Origin of the sequence: Agromyces sp. MMS24-JH15 (assembly GCF_043518605.1) — a bacterium.
Taxonomy (GTDB): domain Bacteria; phylum Actinomycetota; class Actinomycetes; order Actinomycetales; family Microbacteriaceae; genus Agromyces.
In genome coordinates this window covers 1,072,237-1,087,141 of record NZ_CP171358.1, presented here as the reverse complement: position 1 = coordinate 1,087,141, position 14,905 = coordinate 1,072,237, and the positions used below count along the sequence as shown (strand labels likewise).

Sequence of the window (14,905 nt, the reverse complement as noted above, 5' to 3'; positions counted from 1 at the left end):
CACAGCCGCTCGCGCTAGCATTGCGCGAAGTCACGGAACCGATCGGGAGACCTGTGGGCCTACTGGACAACTTCGAGAAGGGTCTCGAGCGCGCGGTCAACGGCGCGTTCGCGAAGACCTTCCGGTCCGGCCTCCAGCCGGTGGAGATCACGGCCGCGCTCAAGCGCGAGATCGACACCAAGGCGGCCGTGGTCTCGCGCGACCGCGTCCTGGTGCCCAACTCGTTCACGGTGCGCATGGCTCCGGAGGACCACGATCGGATGACCCGCCTCGGCCCCGCGCTCGTCGACGAGCTCGTGGACCTGGTGCAGAAGCACGCGGCGAGCCAGCGGTTCCAGTTCGCGGGCGGCATCTCGATCGCGCTGCACGCGGACCCGGGCCTGTCGGTCGGCATGGTCCAGGTCGACTCGGCGAACGTCAAGGGCCAGGTCGCCTGGACCCCGGTGCTGGATGTCGCGGGCAAGCGCTACCCGCTCCTGAAGGGCCGCACGGTCATCGGGCGCGGCAGCGAGGCGGATGTCACGCTCGACGACTCCGGCGCGAGCCGTCGGCACGCCGAGGTGCAGTGGGACGGCACCCGCGCCCGCGTGCGCGACCTCGGCTCGACGAACGGCACCCAGGTCGACGGCCGGAAGGTCGCCGAGGCCGTGCTCGAACCCGACTCGGTGATCACCATCGGCCGGTCGCGCATCGTGTTCCGCGTGCTCGCGCAGGCCGGCGGCGGGCGTCCGCCCGCGGCGACGCAGCGGAACGACCTCGGCGGGTTCTGGGGGCCGGCCTCGTGACCGATCCGAGTCAGCTCACCCTCCTCGTCCTCCAGCTCGGCTTCCTCCTCCTGCTGTGGGCGTTCATCTTCGCGATCGTCTACGCCCTGCGCAGCGACCTGTTCGGCCAGCGGGTGCGGAAGCTGCCGGCGTCGTCCGCATCGGCAGCCGCCGCCGGCGGCACTGCGCCGGCGGCAGCGGCCTTCCCGAGTTCCCCGGTCGCGGCGCCGCCGACGGCTCCGACGGCCGCGGGTGCGGCGGTCGGGGCGGCTGCGAGCGGCGACCGGCCCTCGAAGCTCGTGATCACGAGCGGCACCAAGGCGGGCGCCGAGTTCCCGCTCGGCCGCGACGAGATCACGATCGGCCGGTCGAGCGACTCGGCGATCATCATCCGCGACGACTACACGTCGACCCACCACGCCCGCATCATGCTGTGGAACGGCCGGTGGATGATCCAGGACCTCGACTCGACGAACGGCACCTTCCTCGACGGCTCACGTGTGACCGTGCCGACGCCCGTCCCGCTCGGAGCCACCGTGAAGGTCGGGGCGACCACGTTCGAGCTGCGGCGGTAACCGGTGGCGCACGTCAAGGCGAGCGCGGCGGTCTCGCACGTCGGCCGGATCCGCGCGAACAACCAGGACTCCGGCTACGCCGGCCACCGGTTGTTCTTCGTGGCCGACGGCATGGGCGGTCACGCGGGCGGCGACATCGCGAGCGCGATCGCGACCCACCGGATCACCGACGCCGACGCGACGTACCGCGACGGGCACGAGGCATCCGTCGCCCTCGAGGCGGCGCTGCTGGCCGCCAACCGCCGGATCGGCGAGACCGTGGCCGATCACTCGGAGCTCACGGGCATGGGCACGACGGTGAGCGCCCTCGCTGTGCTCGACGACGCGGTGGCGATCGCGCACATCGGCGACTCGCGCATCTACCTGCTCCGCTCGGGCGAGCTGAGCCAGATCACGACCGACCACACGTTCGTCCAGCGACTCGTCGACGCGGGCCGCATCACCGCCGAGGAGGCGATGGTGCACCCCCGCCGCTCGGTGCTCATGCGCGTGCTCGGCGACGTCGAGACCCGGCCCGAGATCGACACGATGGTGCTCGACACGCGCGAGGGCGACCGCTGGGTCATGTGCTCGGACGGCCTGTCGGGCGTGGTGGCGTTCGACGAGCTGCAGGAGATCCTCGCGGCGGACGCGGGCGCGAAGCAGGTCGCCGACCGGCTCGTGAAGGCGTCGCTCGACGGCGGCGCCCCCGACAACGTGACGGTCGTGGTCGTCGACATCGGCGAACCGCCGGCGCCCGACACCCCGCCGCAGATCGTCGGCTCGGCCGCGGCCCCGCTTGCCTTCGGCCAGTCCGAGACGCCCCGCACGCGAGGCATCCGTATCGCGCCCTTCCGCCCGCACCCGGTGCAGGAGACGCACTTCGAGCCCGACTCCGAGGACTACTTCGACGAGATCATCGAGGAGGATGCGCGTCGCCGGCGTCGCCGGCGGCTCGTGTGGAGCTTCTGGATCGTCCTGCTCATCGGCATCATCGTCGCCGGCGTCGTGATGGCGTACCAGTGGACGCAGACCCGCTTCTACGTCGGCGAGTCCAACGGGCGGGTCGCGATCTTCCAGGGCGTCCAGCAGGATCTCGGTCCCGTGTCGCTCCACGATCTCTACCTCGAGACCGAGGTGGATGTCTCGGAGCTGCGCGCGTACGACCAGTTGCGCGTCGAGCAGACCATCAACGCCGGCTCACTCGCCGACGCGCTCGTCATCGTGAAGCGGTTGGAGGAGTCGATTGACTGAGCCGCTGCGCACGACCCCGGCCGCCGGGACCCCGGCCACGCCGCCCGGCGGCGGCGTCCGCCGCATCCGGCTGCCTCAGAAGCTCCGGAACCTCGAGCTCGGCCTGCTGATCATGGCGTGCCTCATCAACGGCGCCGCGATCGTGCTCGTCCAGCTCGGCGCGCTCGGACGCCTCGACCCGCAGCTCATCCTGCTCGGCGCCGGGCTCTCGATCCTCGTCGTCGGCCTCCACGTCGCGATGCGCTTCGTGGCACGCGACGCCGACCCGTTCCTCCTCCCGATCGCGACGGTGCTGAACGGCATCGGCATCGCGATGATCTACCGCATCGACATCGCGTTCGAGGATGTCGGGTGGGAGAGCGCCGCCGTGCGCCAGATCGTGTGGAGCGCGATCGCGATCATCGCGGCGATCGGCACGATCCTCCTGATCCGCAACCACCGGCTGCTGTTCCGCTACACGTACCTGTCGGGGCTCATCGCGATCGTCCTGCTGCTGCTCCCCCTCCTGCCGGTGATCGGCCAGGAGGAGAACGGCGCACGCGTCTGGGTCGGCATCTCCGGCTTCGCGACCTTCCAGCCCGGTGAGATCGCGAAGATCGCGCTCGCGGTCTTCTTCGCCGGCTACCTCGTGCGCAACCGCGACTCCCTGTCGATGGTCGGCACGACCTTCCTCGGGATGCGGTTCCCGCGCGTGCGCGACTTCGGGCCCCTGCTCGTGGTGTGGGCGCTCTCGATGGCGGTCATCGTGTTCCAGCGCGACCTTGGCACCGCCCTGCTCTACTTCGGGCTGTTCCTCGTGATGCTCTACGTCGCGACGAGCCGGCTGTCGTGGGTGCTCATCGGGCTCACGCTGTTCGTCGGGGGCGCGATCGTCGCGAGCCAGACGCTCGACTACGTCGGCAACCGGTTCGCGAACTGGCTCGATCCCTTCAACCCCGAGCGGTACGACGCCGAGATCGGCGGCAGTTACCAGCTCGTGCAGGGCCTGTTCGGGCTCGGCCACGGCGGACTCGTCGGCACCGGCTGGGGGCAGGGGCGACCCGATCTCACCCCCGTCCCGCAGAGCGACTACATCATCGCGTCGCTGGGCGAAGAGCTCGGGCTCGCGGGCGTGTTCGCCATCCTCGCGCTCTACGTGCTGTTCGTCGCCCGCGGCTTCCGCATCGGCTTCGCCGGGCAGGACGACTTCGGCAAGCTCCTCGGCGTGGGCCTCAGCTTCGTGCTCGCGCTCCAGGTGTTCATCGTCGTCGGCGGCGTGATGCGGGTCATCCCGCTCACCGGCCTGACCACCCCGTTCCTCGCGGCCGGCGGTTCGTCGCTCGTCGCGAACTGGATCATCGTCGGCCTCCTGCTCCGGCTCAGCGACACGATCCGCAACCACCCGAGGCTGGTGATCGACGGATGAATCGCGAGCTGAAGCGCGTCGCGATCGTGGCGCTCCTGATGTTCCTCACGCTGTTCGCGGCCGCGACGGTGATCCAGTACGCCCAGGCCGAGGCCCTCGCCGAGGATCCGCGCAACGCGCGCACCCTGTACGACAGCTACTCGGTCGAGCGCGGGCCGATCCTCGTGGCGGGCGAGCCGATCGCCTACTCCCAGCCCTCCGGCGACGACTACAAGTTCCAGCGGGTCTACGCGAACGGTCCGCTGTACGTGCCGATCACGGGCTACATCCCCGTGAACGGCGAGGCCACCGGGATCGAGCGGACGCTCAACGCGTACCTGAGCGGCCAGAGCTCGAGCCAGTTCTTCGACCAGCTGAACCGCATCGTCTCCGGACAGGACCCGATGGGCGCCTCCGTCGAGATCGCGATCGACCCGGTCGCGCAGCAGGCCGCGTGGGACGCGCTCGGCGACTACGCCGGGTCGGTCGTGGTCACCGAGCCGAGCACGGGCCGTGTCCTCGCGATGGTCTCGAAGCCGAGCTTCGACCCGAACGCGCTCGTGGTGCACGACGGCCGGCAGGTCCAGGACACGTACGAGGCGCTCCTGGCCGACCCGGGCCAGCCGCTGCAGAACCGCGCCACGGGCGGCGACATGAACCCGCCCGGCTCGACCTTCAAGCTGGTCGTGACGGCCGCGGCCCTCGAGTCGGGTCGGTACACCCCCGAGAGCACGTTCCCGAACCCGGCGTCGCTCACCCTGCCCGGGACGGATGCGGTCGTCCGCAACTCCGGCGGCGGCACGTGCGGCGGCGGCGGCGCGACCGTCACGCTCGCCGACGCGCTGCGGCTGAGCTGCAACATCCCGTTCGCGGAGCTCGGCATGGAACTCGGCGACCAGGCGATCCGCGAGCAGGCGCAGAAGTTCGGCTTCAACAGCGGGTTCGAGATCCCCAACCTCGTCGAGCCGAGCGTCTACCCGGTCCGGTCGCTCGACGACCCGCAGACCGCGCTCACGGCGTTCGGGCAGGGCGACGTCCGGGCGACCCCGCTCCAGATGGCGATGGTGTCGGCGGCGATCGCGAACGGCGGGATCGTGATGTACCCGAACCTCGTCGACTCGATCACGGCGCCGGACTTCAGCCCGCTGCAGGCCTTCGAGCCCGTGCAGTACGGCCGTGCGATCAGCGAGGAGACGGCCGCGACGATGGTCCAGATGATGGTCAACGGCGTCGAGAACGGCGCTGCGACTAATGCAAGAATAGACGGCGTCAGCGTGGCCGGTAAGACGGGTACCGCGGAGAACGGCGAGGATGACCCCTACACCCTCTGGTTCACGGGTTTTGCCCCCGCCGACGACCCTCAGTACGCGATCACGGTCCTCGTGGAAGACGGCGGGGGACTTGGTCAGGAGGGGTACGGCAATCTGATTGCCGCACCCGTGGCGAAACAAGTACTAGAGGCGGTGCTGAGCAAATGAGACCGAGCGCAGGGCTCACCTTCGGTGGGCGCTACGAACTGCAGTCCCGGATCGCGATCGGGGGCATGGGCGAGGTGTGGCAGGCCACCGACCTCGTCATCGGCCGGCAGGTCGCGATCAAGATCCTGAAGGACGAGTACCTCGGCGACCCCGGCTTCCTCGAGCGCTTCCGCGCCGAGGCGCGCCACGCCGCGCTCGTGAACCACGAGGGCATCGCGAACGTCTTCGACTACGGCGAGGAGGAGGGCAGCGCCTACCTCGTGATGGAGCTCGTTCCCGGCGAGGCCCTGTCGACCATCCTCGAGCGCGAGCACATCCTGTCGACCGACAAGGTGCTCGACATCGTGGCGCAGACCGCGGCGGCCCTGCAGGCCGCCCACCAGGCGGGCCTCGTGCACCGCGACATCAAGCCCGGCAACCTGCTCATCACGCCGGACGGCCGCGTGAAGATCACCGACTTCGGCATCGCGCGCATCGCCGACCAGGTCCCGCTCACCGCGACCGGCCAGGTCATGGGCACGGTGCAGTACCTCTCGCCCGAGCAGGCCTCGGGCCACCCGGCGTCGCCGACCACCGACATCTACTCGCTCGGCATCGTCGCGTACGAGTGCCTCGCGGGCCGCCGGCCCTTCACGGGCGAGTCCCAGGTGGCGATCGCGATGGCGCAGATCAACGAGACCCCGCCGGACCTGCCTGCGACGGTCTCCGAGCCGGTCCGCAACCTGGTCTACGCGTGCATCGCGAAGAACCCGGCCGACCGTCCGCAGTCCGCCGCGCACCTCGCGCGGGCCGCCTCCGCGCTCCGGCGCGGCGACGTGCAGGGCGCGGCCGCCGCGGTGCCGGCCATCCTCGGTGCGGCGGGTGCCACCGCCGCGACCATGCTCATGCCGCAGCAGGGCGCGACCGCCGCCACGACGGTGCTCCCGACCGGCGCGCCCGTCGAGGGCGAGGGCGAGGAAGAGGTCGAGGAGAAGAAGCGCAGCCCGTGGACCTGGCCGCTGATCGTGCTCATCGTGATCCTCGCGATCGTGCTGATCGGCACCATCATCGCGTTCGCGATGAACCAGGGCGGCGAGAAGCCGGATCCGTCGACGTCGTCGGCAGCGCCGACCACGTCGTCCTCGGTGCCGACGACCTCGTCCGCACCACCCTCGACCGCGACCACGGTGCAGATCGACCGCGCCGCGTACCTCGGGATGAACGTCGACGAGGCCGCGGCCGCGATCGAGAAGCTCGGCCTGCCGGTGTCCCGCGAACCCGGGGGGAAGGCGACCGAGCCCGGTCTCGCGAACACCGTGAGCGACGTGAACCCCTCGGGCCCGGTGCCGCCGGGCACGACGATCACGCTGACGTACCTCGAGGCGCCGGAGAACCCGAGTGCACCGACCAGCGCGCCGTCGGCGACGCCGAACCCGATGCCCGCGAGTACGACGACCGTCGAGGTGTCGTGGCCGGCGCAGAACTGCCCCGCCGGGCAGACGCTGAGCGGCTACGAGGTGAAGGTGACCAACGGCGCGACCGTGCCGAACAACTCGGTCGTGCCGGCCGGCACGACCAGCGTCACCGTGAAGGCGCCGACCCCGCTGGCCGACTTCGAGGCGAGCTACCGCTACTTCTGCGGCCAGCTCTCGTCGGAGTTCTCGCCGACGGTGGCCATCACCGTGGAGAAGTAGCGACGCGCAGGTCGCGTCGCACCACGTAGACTCCCTTCGACTCGTAGCAATCGGCTGAGAGGAGCCGTCGAACGTGACCGATGAAGGACGCCTGCTCGCGGGCCGGTACCGCGTCGGTGAGCTCATCGGTCGCGGCGGCATGTCCGACGTCCACGTCGGTACCGACACCCGTCTCGGTCGGCAGGTCGCGGTCAAGCTCCTGAAGCCGCAGCTCGCGACGGATCCGGCGTTCCGCATGCGCTTCCGCCAGGAGGCGCAGTCGGCCGCGAGGATGGCCCACCCGACCATCGTGCGCGTCTTCGACGCCGGCGAGGAGACGGTGCTGGATGCCTCGGGCCACGAGGTGCAGCTGCCCTTCATCGTCATGGAGTTCGTCGAGGGGCGGCTCCTGAAGGACATCATCCACGACGGGCCGCTCGAGCCCGCCGCGGCGGTGCGCGTCATCGACGGCGTCCTGACGGCGCTCGAGTACTCGCACCGCGCCGGAGTCGTCCACCGCGACATCAAGCCGGGCAACATCATGATCACCACCACCGGTCAGGTGAAGGTGATGGACTTCGGCATCGCGCGCGCGGTGTCCGACTCGGCCACGACCGTCGCGCAGACGACGGCGATCCTCGGCACGGCCGCGTACTTCTCGCCCGAGCAGGCCAAGGGCGAGACCGTCGACGCCCGGACCGACCTCTACTCGACCGGCGTGGTCCTGTTCGAGATGCTCACCGGCCGTCCGCCGTTCCGCGGCGACACCCCGGTCGCGGTCGCGTACCAGCACGTGAGCGAGAAGCCCGCGAAGCCGAGCTCGATCAACCCCCGCGTGTCCCCCGCGCTCGACACGGTCGTCCTGCGCGCGCTGACCAAGGACCGCGAGGAGCGGTACCAGACTGCGGCCGACTTCCGCGCCGACGTCGAGATCGCCGCGAGCGGCCGGATCCCGGTCCATCGCGAGGAGGACGCGACGACGAAGCTGTTCGGCGGCACGCCGACCGGTGCGCTGTCCTCCACCGAGCTCGCCTTCCGGCAACTCGCCGAGGACGAGACGGCCGTGCGTACGCAGCGGCGACCGCCCGCGGTGTGGATCTGGTCCGGCATCGTCGCGGTCGTCGTCATCGTCATCGCGGTGATGTACTGGGCGATCAACCTGCAGCCCACGAACGAGCTGCCGTCGAACGTCGAACGCGTTCCCGACCTCGCCGGGCAGACGTGGGAGGTCGCGTCCAAGCAGCTCACCGAGCTCGGCCTGCCGCCGACCCGCGCGGACGAGTCCAGCGACACCGTCGCCGAGGGCCAGGTCATCCGCACCGACCCGCCCGCGAACGAGACCGTCGAGCGCGAGACCCCTGTCACGGTCTTCGTCTCGACCGGCAAGCAGCCGGTCGCGGTCCCGGACACGACCAACATGACGCTCGAACAGGCCAAGGCGGCGATCACCGGTGCCGGACTCGTGCCCGGCGTCGAGAACCGGGAGAACTCGCCGACCGTGCCGGCGGACACGGTCCTCGCGACCACCCCGGCAGCGGGTGCCACGGCACCCGCCGGCTCCTCGGTCGACTTCCGGCTCTCGAGCGGCAAGGTGACGCTCACCGACCTGACCGGGCAGACCCTGGCCGCGGCATCCGACTACCTGCGCTCGGCGACGCTGCAGCTGAACCCGGTGCCGCAGCCGGATGGGGCCTGCCCTGCCGAGCAGGGATCGCCCATCGTGCGCCAGAATCCGGCCCCCGGTGACGTGCCCCAGCGTTCGGACGTCACGCTCGTGTACTGCGCCGGTTCCGCCGGCGGAGGCGACAACACCGGCGCAGGGAACGGCAACGGCAACGGCGGCACGGCCGACGGGGATCGGCACTAGCCGAGGCGTCGGCTCGCGGGCTCAGTTCGTCGCGGTCGCCCGAACGAGCGGGCTCAACCCGAGCGACCGCTCGCGCGCCTCGGGCATGCCGGCCACCGCGAGCCAGTTGCCGAGCATCCGGTAGCCGCCCTCGGTGAGCACGGACTCGGGGTGGAACTGCACGCCGAAGATCGGCGCGGACTCGTGACGGAGTCCCATGATGACCCCGCCCTGCGTGCGGCTCGTGACGATCAGTTCGGCGGGCACCGTGCCGTCGACGACCGCGAGCGAGTGGTACCTGGTCGCGGTGAAGGGCTGCGGAACGCCGTCGTAGAACTCGCTCGCGTCGTGCGTGATGAGCGAGGTCTTGCCGTGCATCAGCTCCTCGGCGTTCGTCACGACGGCGCCGAGCGCCTCGGCGATGGCCTGGTGCCCGAGGCACACGCCGAGCAGCGGCGTTCCCGAGGCGAGCGCGGCCTCGACCGTGGGGATCGAGACCCCCGCGTCGGAGGGCTTGCCTGGACCCGGAGAGACGAGCACGCCGTCGTAGTCGGCGATGCGCGCGGCGACGTCTGCGGCCGGGAACGAGTCGTTCCGCACGACCTCGGTCTCGGCGCCGAGTTCCTGGAGGTACCCGTTCAGGGTGTAGACGAAGCTGTCGTAGTTGTCGATGACGAGGATGCGGGTCATTGGTCCACCGTGACGTTGATCGGGTTGAGGATCGAGTCCACCACCGGGAAGACCCAGGTGAACAGCGCGAAGACGACGGCCGCGGCGAGCAGCAGCAGCAGGATGACCCGCACCCACCACGGGCCGGGCAGGACTCGCCAGAGTGCTCCGTACATCAGGCTCCCCATGCGGCGACGGCGTCCGCGATCTCTGCGGGCGGGTTGCCCGCGCCCGGCTGCCAGGATTCGAGCACGCCGTACGCGACGATCCGCTCGGCCGTCGAGTAAAGCGGGTTGCAGCTCGTGAGCGTCACGATCCGGTCGGTCGGGGCGACGCCGGGCAGGTGCGGCACCGGCGCGAGCACGTCCACGGTGTCGGGGGTGACGTACTCGAAGTCGCGGAACCGGTACGTGTACCAGCCGTCCTTCGTCTGGATGTAGATGGCGTCGCCGAGCTGGAACTGCTCGATCTCGTGCATCCCGCCGCCGTAGGCGCTCCGATGCGACGCGATCGCGAAGTTGCCGACCGCTCCCGGCATCGCGGTGCCCGGATAGTGCCCGACGCCCTGCTGGTAGCTGTTGAGCACATCGAGGCCGATGCCCTCGGCGATCGTCCGCTGCGATCCCTCGCCGAAGCGCGGCACGTACATGACCGCGAACGATTCGGCGTTCCCGTAGGTCGTCGGGTCCACGATGGGCTCGCCCATGTCCGGTACCGGCTCGGTCGTGGCATCCGGCGGGTGGGTCGCGCGGTCCTGCGCGCTCCACTGCTCGCTCAGTTCGGATGCCGCGCCGGACTGCTGGCCGGCCATGATCGCGTCGTTCCACCAAAGCTGCCAGCCGAGGAACAGGAGGATCAGCACGCCCGCCGTGAGCAGCAGTTCGCCGAACACGCCGACCACGGACACCCGCTGACGCGGACGCTGCGCAGCCGCGCGCGCGGAGGCGCGGGAGGGCGCGTCCGGATCAGGCGTCTCGGGCATAGGGCGATTCTAGTGTCGGGCGACACCGGCTCGGCTGGGAGTACCGGCGTCCCTCGGCTAGAATCCTCCGCATGGCACGTACCAACTCATCGAAGCCCGCGCGCGCGGAGCAGGCCCAGGGCGAAGACGCTCCGAACCCGGTCTGGTTCAAGCCCGTCATGTTCGGCTTCATGCTGCTCGGGCTCGCCTGGATCATCGTCTTCTACGTCAGCGGGGGCACGCTCCCGATCGCCGCACTCGGTTCCTGGAACATCCTCATCGGGTTCGGCATCGCCTTCGTCGGCTTCCTGATGACGACCAGGTGGCGCTGAGTCGCAACTCTCGAACAGAGGGGCGGATGCTTCGGCATCCGCCCCTCTTCGCATCCCCGGGATCTGCCGTGATCGCGTCCGCACCGGGTTCTCCCCAACTGTGGAGAACCTTGTGGAGAATGTGCACAGTGTGTGGAGAACCCGGATCCGCGTGATTCCGCGGCTGCGTGGGAATCACACGCGTGTGATTCTCCCCAACCTGTGGACAGGCTGTGGAGACGATCAGCCCGTGATGGGGAAGAACACGTATCGCAGGCTGAGCACGAGCAGCACCACCACGAGCGCGACGAGCAGCCAGACCTGGCGTGCGCGCTGGTCGCGCCGGCGGGTCTCGACGTAGATCAGGCCGACGAGCGCACCCGTCACGAGGCCGCCGAGGTGCGCCTGCCACGCGATGTTCCACCCCGGCACGAACCCGATGACCAGGTTGATCGCGAGCAGGACCAGCAGTTGGGTCGTCTGGCCGCCGAGCCGCCGCTGGATCACCAGGAACGCGCCCATCAGGCCGAAGATCGCACCCGACGCCCCGACCACCGCGGTGTTCGGGTCACTCAGCCAGACCACGCCGACCGAGCCGCCGAGCCCGGCGATCAGGTAGAGCGCGAGGAAACGCGCCCGTCCGAGGAGGCCCTCCAGCAGTTGCCCGAAGATCCACAGCGTGTACATGTTGAGCAGCACGTGGAAGATCAGGGACGTCGAGTGCACGAAGACCGAGGTGATGAGGCGCCACGGTTCCATCGCGTACTCGCTCACGAAGAACGGCGAGAAGAACAGCCAGTCCGTCACCCCGAGCCCGGGGATGAGCTGCAGCAGGTAGACCGCGAGCGTGATGCCGATCAGGGAATACGTCACCACGGGCGCCCCGCGGCGCCCCGCCGAGCGCATCCTCGTGAGGACGGCCGGCTTGGTCCTCGGCGCCGACGCGCGCTGCTCGCGCATGCACTCGGGGCAGATCACTCCGACCGGCGCCGGAGTCTGGCATTCGCCGCAGATCGTGCGACCGCACCGCTGGCAGAGCACGAAGCTCTGCCGATCGGGGTGGCGGTAGCAGAAGCTCGCGCGATCGACGACGGGCTCGGTCACGCCGGGGTCAGAGCTGCTCGATCGTGACGCTCTCGATCACGACGTCGTCGAGGGGCTTGTCGCGGCCGTCGGTCGGAACCGTGGCCAGCTTGTCGACGACGGCCTTGCTGGCCTCGTCCGTCACCTTGCCGAAGATGGTGTGCTTGCCCTGCAGCCAGCTCGTGGCGCCGACGGTGATGAAGAACTGCGAACCGTTCGTGCCGCCGCCCGTGAAGCGGTCGCGGCCGGCGTTGGCCATCGCGAGCACGTACGGCTCGGTGAAGTCGAGCTCCGGGCTGATCTCGTCATCGAACTGGTAGCCCGGGCCGCCGATGCCCTGGCCGAGCGGGTCGCCGCCCTGGATCATGAAGCCGGGGATGATGCGGTGGAAGACGATGCCGTCGTAGAACGGTGCGTTCGACTTGGCGCCGGTGCCGGGGTGCGTCCACTCGATCTCACCCGTGGCGAGGCCGACGAAGTTCTTGACGGTCTTCGGCGCGTGGTGGCCGTAGAGCTCGATCTTGATGGGGCCGTGGTTGGTCTGGAGCGTCGCGATCGCGGTGGGATTCGGCATCTGCATATTCTCTCACGCCCCGATTCACGGCCGAGCATGTCCGAATGCGACTCCCACCCCGAATTCAGGGTTCTCGGTGGCAAGATGGGAGACGTTCGCTGCACCGATGATGGAGGTCGACATGAGCCTGTCACGCAAGCGCCAGAAGGAACTCAAGCGGCTGCGCAGCAGCGCAGAGGATTTGTGGGGGAACCAGCAGGTCGTGCTCGAGCACGCCAATGCCGTGGCGCGTGAGGCGAGCCGCCAACTCGGCCACCTCACCCGCGAAGAGGTCGTTCCGCGCGTGCGCACCGGCTACGAGGCGTACGTCCGCCCGGGCGTCGATCAGGCGCGGGTCCTCGCCAAGAGCGCCGGCGACACCGCCGAGCGCGGGATCGGCAGCGCGATCGGCTCGCTGCTCTCGATCGGCGACATCGCGAACGACGTCCGCGTCCGCCGCGCCGTCGAGCGCGTCTCGCCCGCGAGCGCGAAGCTCGTGGCGGCCGAGAAGCGCGGCCCGGGCTTCGGCACGTTCCTGGCGATCGGCGCGCTCGTCGTCGTCGCCGCGGGCGTCGGGTACGCCGTCTGGCAGACCTTCCGAGCCGACGACGAGCTCTGGGTCGCGGACGACGAGCCCCCGGTTCCGCCCGCAGGGAGCTGAGTCCGCCGCAGGCTTCGCGCCGCAGGCCGGTCGCCTCGGGCACCGGCCGGAGGATGCACCATCGCGACGACGCCCCGACCTGAGGGTCGGGGCGTCGTCGTGCCCGGGGCATCCGCTCCTCTCAGGGCCAGCCCTGAACTTCGCACCGGATCCGACGCGATCCGCGATTCACCCTTGCGCGCCCGGCGCGCACCACGCTAGGTTCGACAATCGGTTCGACCACGAGCAGTGAGAGGAGATGAGCCCGATGAATCAGATGAACTTCGACATCAAGATGCCGGGCTTCGCCCTCTCGGCGGCCACGGGTGCTCCCGTCGCCGCAGCACAGGCCTGCTGAGCCCCGTCCGTTCCCGCGCCGACGGCGCCTGAACGTCCGACCCCGGCTCCACGCCCCGACCGATTCGCGCGGTTCCACCGCGCCGGGTCCACGACCTCGCAGCACGCCGCATCCGCGGCCGGCTCGTCGTCGCCCGCCGAACCGCTCTCGCCTCCGTCCGGAGGACCACGAGCGCGGTCCCGGCCGCACCGCTCATCCCGCTCCGACGCACGCCCCTGCCATCGAGCACGGGCACCCTCGAAGACGAAGGAACCATCGTGAACGCACTGTCCACCACGTTCGACGTGACCACGCGCCGAACCACGTCGCGCCGCCGGGCGCGCCGGATGCACGAACGACTCGCGGCCCGCTTCGGGCTCGCACTGCTGTCGTTGAGCCGGCCGAAGGCCGCGCTCACGCACGAGGAGGTCGCCCACCGGCGCCACCTCGAGCACGACGCATCCGCACTCCACTCCGGAACGCGCACCGACGTCAGCCTGCTCACGCGGGCCGCATGACGCCATGTGCGCCGGCCGCACCATCGACGAACGGCTCCGCCCGCACGGGCGGGGCCGTTCCGCCGTATCGGGCAATCAGCCCCCCGCGCGAGGCGCCTGCCGTTCGGGGCGTCCCTCAGCGCCGCTTGCTGCCGCCGTCGGCCGGCTCGTCGCGGTCGAGCCGGAGCGCGATGTCCACGAGACCGACGCGCTTCAGCGAGGAGACCTCGTCGAGCGGGAACCACCGGGCCTCGTCGCTCGAGCCGTCGAGCTCGTTGCGCAGTTCCCCGCCGACCACGTGCGCGCGGTACACGATGCGCATCGCGTAGAGCGGCACGCGCCCCCGGTGCCGCTTCGCGGCCGGGACGACCATCGTGTCGATGCCGAGCAGTCGGTCGACGGCCGCGTCGAACCCGGTCTCCTCGCGCACCTCCCGGACGACCGCCTCGAGCGGATCCTCCGCCCCCTGGAGCCCGCCGCCCGGCATCGCCCAGCCGGAACGGCCGTGCTGGTTCCAGTGCGACAGCAGGACACGGCCGTCGTCGATGATCACGGCGTACGCGGCGATGCGGATGTCCATCCGGAAACCCTACCGCCGCGGCATCCTCGACCCGGTACGCGACCGCGCGCGGGGAGCGCCGCACCGCTGCCCCGCAACGACGAACGCGCCCGCCGGAAGGCGGACGCGTCGAGTGCGGGAGATCTTGTGGAGCCTAGGAGATTCGAACTCCTGACATCCTGCTTGCAAAGCAGGCGCTCTACCAACTGAGCTAAGGCCCCGAGGGATGCGTGGCATCCGGGTTGTGGAGTTGTCATGCCGTGAACGGCGTGGTGGGGATACGAGGACTTGAACCTCGGACCTCTTCGTTATCAGCGAAGCGCTCTAACCGCCTGAGCTATATCCCCGGATTTTCGGCCGGGG

16 protein-coding genes and 2 tRNA genes are annotated in these 14,905 nt (G+C 70.2%); 10 read left to right on the top strand and 8 right to left on the bottom strand.

The window, feature by feature from the left end:
* Positions 1-53 precede the first annotated feature (53 nt).
* From ACDF64_RS04955 to pknB, 7 genes are all read left to right on the top strand, one after another.
* A complete protein-coding gene (locus tag ACDF64_RS04955) occupies positions 54-785 on the top strand; it encodes an FhaA domain-containing protein (protein ID WP_394553762.1) in 732 nt (243 codons plus the stop codon).
* Positions 782-1,339 (top strand): FHA domain-containing protein, encoded by a 558-nt coding sequence (locus tag ACDF64_RS04950; protein ID WP_394553761.1) that lies wholly within the window; start codon positions 782-784, stop codon positions 1,337-1,339. Before ACDF64_RS04955 ends, ACDF64_RS04950 begins: the two co-directional genes overlap by 4 nt.
* 3 nt (positions 1,340-1,342) lie before the next feature.
* Complete coding sequence (locus tag ACDF64_RS04945) at positions 1,343-2,572, top strand: PP2C family protein-serine/threonine phosphatase (protein WP_394553760.1); 1,230 nt, start codon at positions 1,343-1,345, stop codon at positions 2,570-2,572.
* A gap of 4 nt (positions 2,573-2,576) precedes the next feature.
* Positions 2,577-3,977, top strand: a complete 1,401-nt coding sequence (locus ACDF64_RS04940; protein WP_394555050.1) for an FtsW/RodA/SpoVE family cell cycle protein — start codon at positions 2,577-2,579, stop codon at positions 3,975-3,977.
* A complete protein-coding gene (locus ACDF64_RS04935; RefSeq protein WP_394553758.1) occupies positions 3,974-5,434 on the top strand; it encodes a peptidoglycan D,D-transpeptidase FtsI family protein in 1,461 nt (486 codons plus the stop codon). The genes ACDF64_RS04940 and ACDF64_RS04935 overlap by 4 nt, the downstream gene beginning before the upstream one ends.
* On the top strand, positions 5,431-7,107 hold the full coding sequence (locus ACDF64_RS04930; protein ID WP_394553755.1) for a protein kinase: 1,677 nt from the start codon (positions 5,431-5,433) through the stop codon (positions 7,105-7,107). Before ACDF64_RS04935 ends, ACDF64_RS04930 begins: the two co-directional genes overlap by 4 nt.
* A 73-nt stretch (positions 7,108-7,180) precedes the next feature.
* On the top strand, positions 7,181-8,953 hold the full coding sequence (gene pknB, locus ACDF64_RS04925; protein WP_394553754.1) for a Stk1 family PASTA domain-containing Ser/Thr kinase: 1,773 nt from the start codon (positions 7,181-7,183) through the stop codon (positions 8,951-8,953).
* 21 nt (positions 8,954-8,974) lie between these two features.
* Here the strand turns inward: pknB and ACDF64_RS04920 are convergent, their stop codons facing one another.
* Genes ACDF64_RS04920 through ACDF64_RS04910 form a run of 3 tightly spaced genes read right to left on the bottom strand, consistent with a single transcriptional unit; the run spans position 8,975 to position 10,583 of the window.
* Positions 8,975-9,622, bottom strand: a complete 648-nt coding sequence (locus tag ACDF64_RS04920; RefSeq protein WP_394553753.1) for an anthranilate synthase component II — start codon at positions 9,620-9,622, stop codon at positions 8,975-8,977.
* Positions 9,619-9,777: a hypothetical protein gene (locus ACDF64_RS04915; RefSeq protein ID WP_394553751.1), complete on the bottom strand. Its 159-nt coding sequence runs from the start codon at positions 9,775-9,777 to the stop codon at positions 9,619-9,621. The genes ACDF64_RS04920 and ACDF64_RS04915 overlap by 4 nt, the downstream gene beginning before the upstream one ends.
* Positions 9,777-10,583 (bottom strand): class E sortase, encoded by an 807-nt coding sequence (locus ACDF64_RS04910; RefSeq protein WP_394553749.1) that lies wholly within the window; start codon positions 10,581-10,583, stop codon positions 9,777-9,779. The genes ACDF64_RS04915 and ACDF64_RS04910 overlap by 1 nt, the downstream gene beginning before the upstream one ends.
* A 71-nt stretch (positions 10,584-10,654) precedes the next feature.
* Here ACDF64_RS04910 and ACDF64_RS04905 point away from each other — a divergent pair, with 71 nt between their 5' ends.
* Positions 10,655-10,894: a cell division protein CrgA gene (locus tag ACDF64_RS04905; RefSeq protein WP_394553748.1), complete on the top strand. Its 240-nt coding sequence runs from the start codon at positions 10,655-10,657 to the stop codon at positions 10,892-10,894.
* Positions 10,895-11,116: 222 nt separating this feature from the next.
* Here ACDF64_RS04905 and ACDF64_RS04900 read toward each other — a convergent pair whose 3' ends face one another.
* Both ACDF64_RS04900 and ACDF64_RS04895 read right to left on the bottom strand, forming a co-directional pair.
* Positions 11,117-11,977 (bottom strand): rhomboid family intramembrane serine protease, encoded by an 861-nt coding sequence (locus tag ACDF64_RS04900; RefSeq protein WP_394553746.1) that lies wholly within the window; start codon positions 11,975-11,977, stop codon positions 11,117-11,119.
* 7 nt (positions 11,978-11,984) lie between these two features.
* A complete protein-coding gene (locus ACDF64_RS04895) occupies positions 11,985-12,530 on the bottom strand; it encodes a peptidylprolyl isomerase (RefSeq protein WP_394553744.1) in 546 nt (181 codons plus the stop codon).
* 121 nt (positions 12,531-12,651) lie between these two features.
* Here ACDF64_RS04895 and ACDF64_RS04890 point away from each other — a divergent pair, with 121 nt between their 5' ends.
* Both ACDF64_RS04890 and ACDF64_RS04885 read left to right on the top strand, forming a co-directional pair.
* Positions 12,652-13,170 (top strand): hypothetical protein, encoded by a 519-nt coding sequence (locus tag ACDF64_RS04890; protein WP_394553742.1) that lies wholly within the window; start codon positions 12,652-12,654, stop codon positions 13,168-13,170.
* A gap of 594 nt (positions 13,171-13,764) precedes the next feature.
* Entirely contained in the window at positions 13,765-14,004 is a 240-nt protein-coding gene (locus tag ACDF64_RS04885) for a hypothetical protein (protein ID WP_394553739.1), read from the top strand.
* 115 nt (positions 14,005-14,119) lie between these two features.
* On the opposite strand, the gene ACDF64_RS04880 is transcribed toward ACDF64_RS04885, so the two are convergent.
* The 3 genes from ACDF64_RS04880 to ACDF64_RS04870 all read right to left on the bottom strand — a co-directional run bounded on the left by ACDF64_RS04880 (position 14,120) and on the right by ACDF64_RS04870 (position 14,889).
* Complete coding sequence (locus tag ACDF64_RS04880; RefSeq protein WP_394553738.1) at positions 14,120-14,563, bottom strand: NUDIX hydrolase; 444 nt, start codon at positions 14,561-14,563, stop codon at positions 14,120-14,122.
* Positions 14,564-14,690: 127 nt separating this feature from the next.
* A tRNA-Ala gene (locus tag ACDF64_RS04875) sits at positions 14,691-14,763 on the bottom strand.
* 49 nt (positions 14,764-14,812) lie between these two features.
* Positions 14,813-14,889: transfer RNA gene (locus tag ACDF64_RS04870), tRNA-Ile, on the bottom strand.
* Between the last annotated feature and the right edge of the window lie 16 nt (positions 14,890-14,905).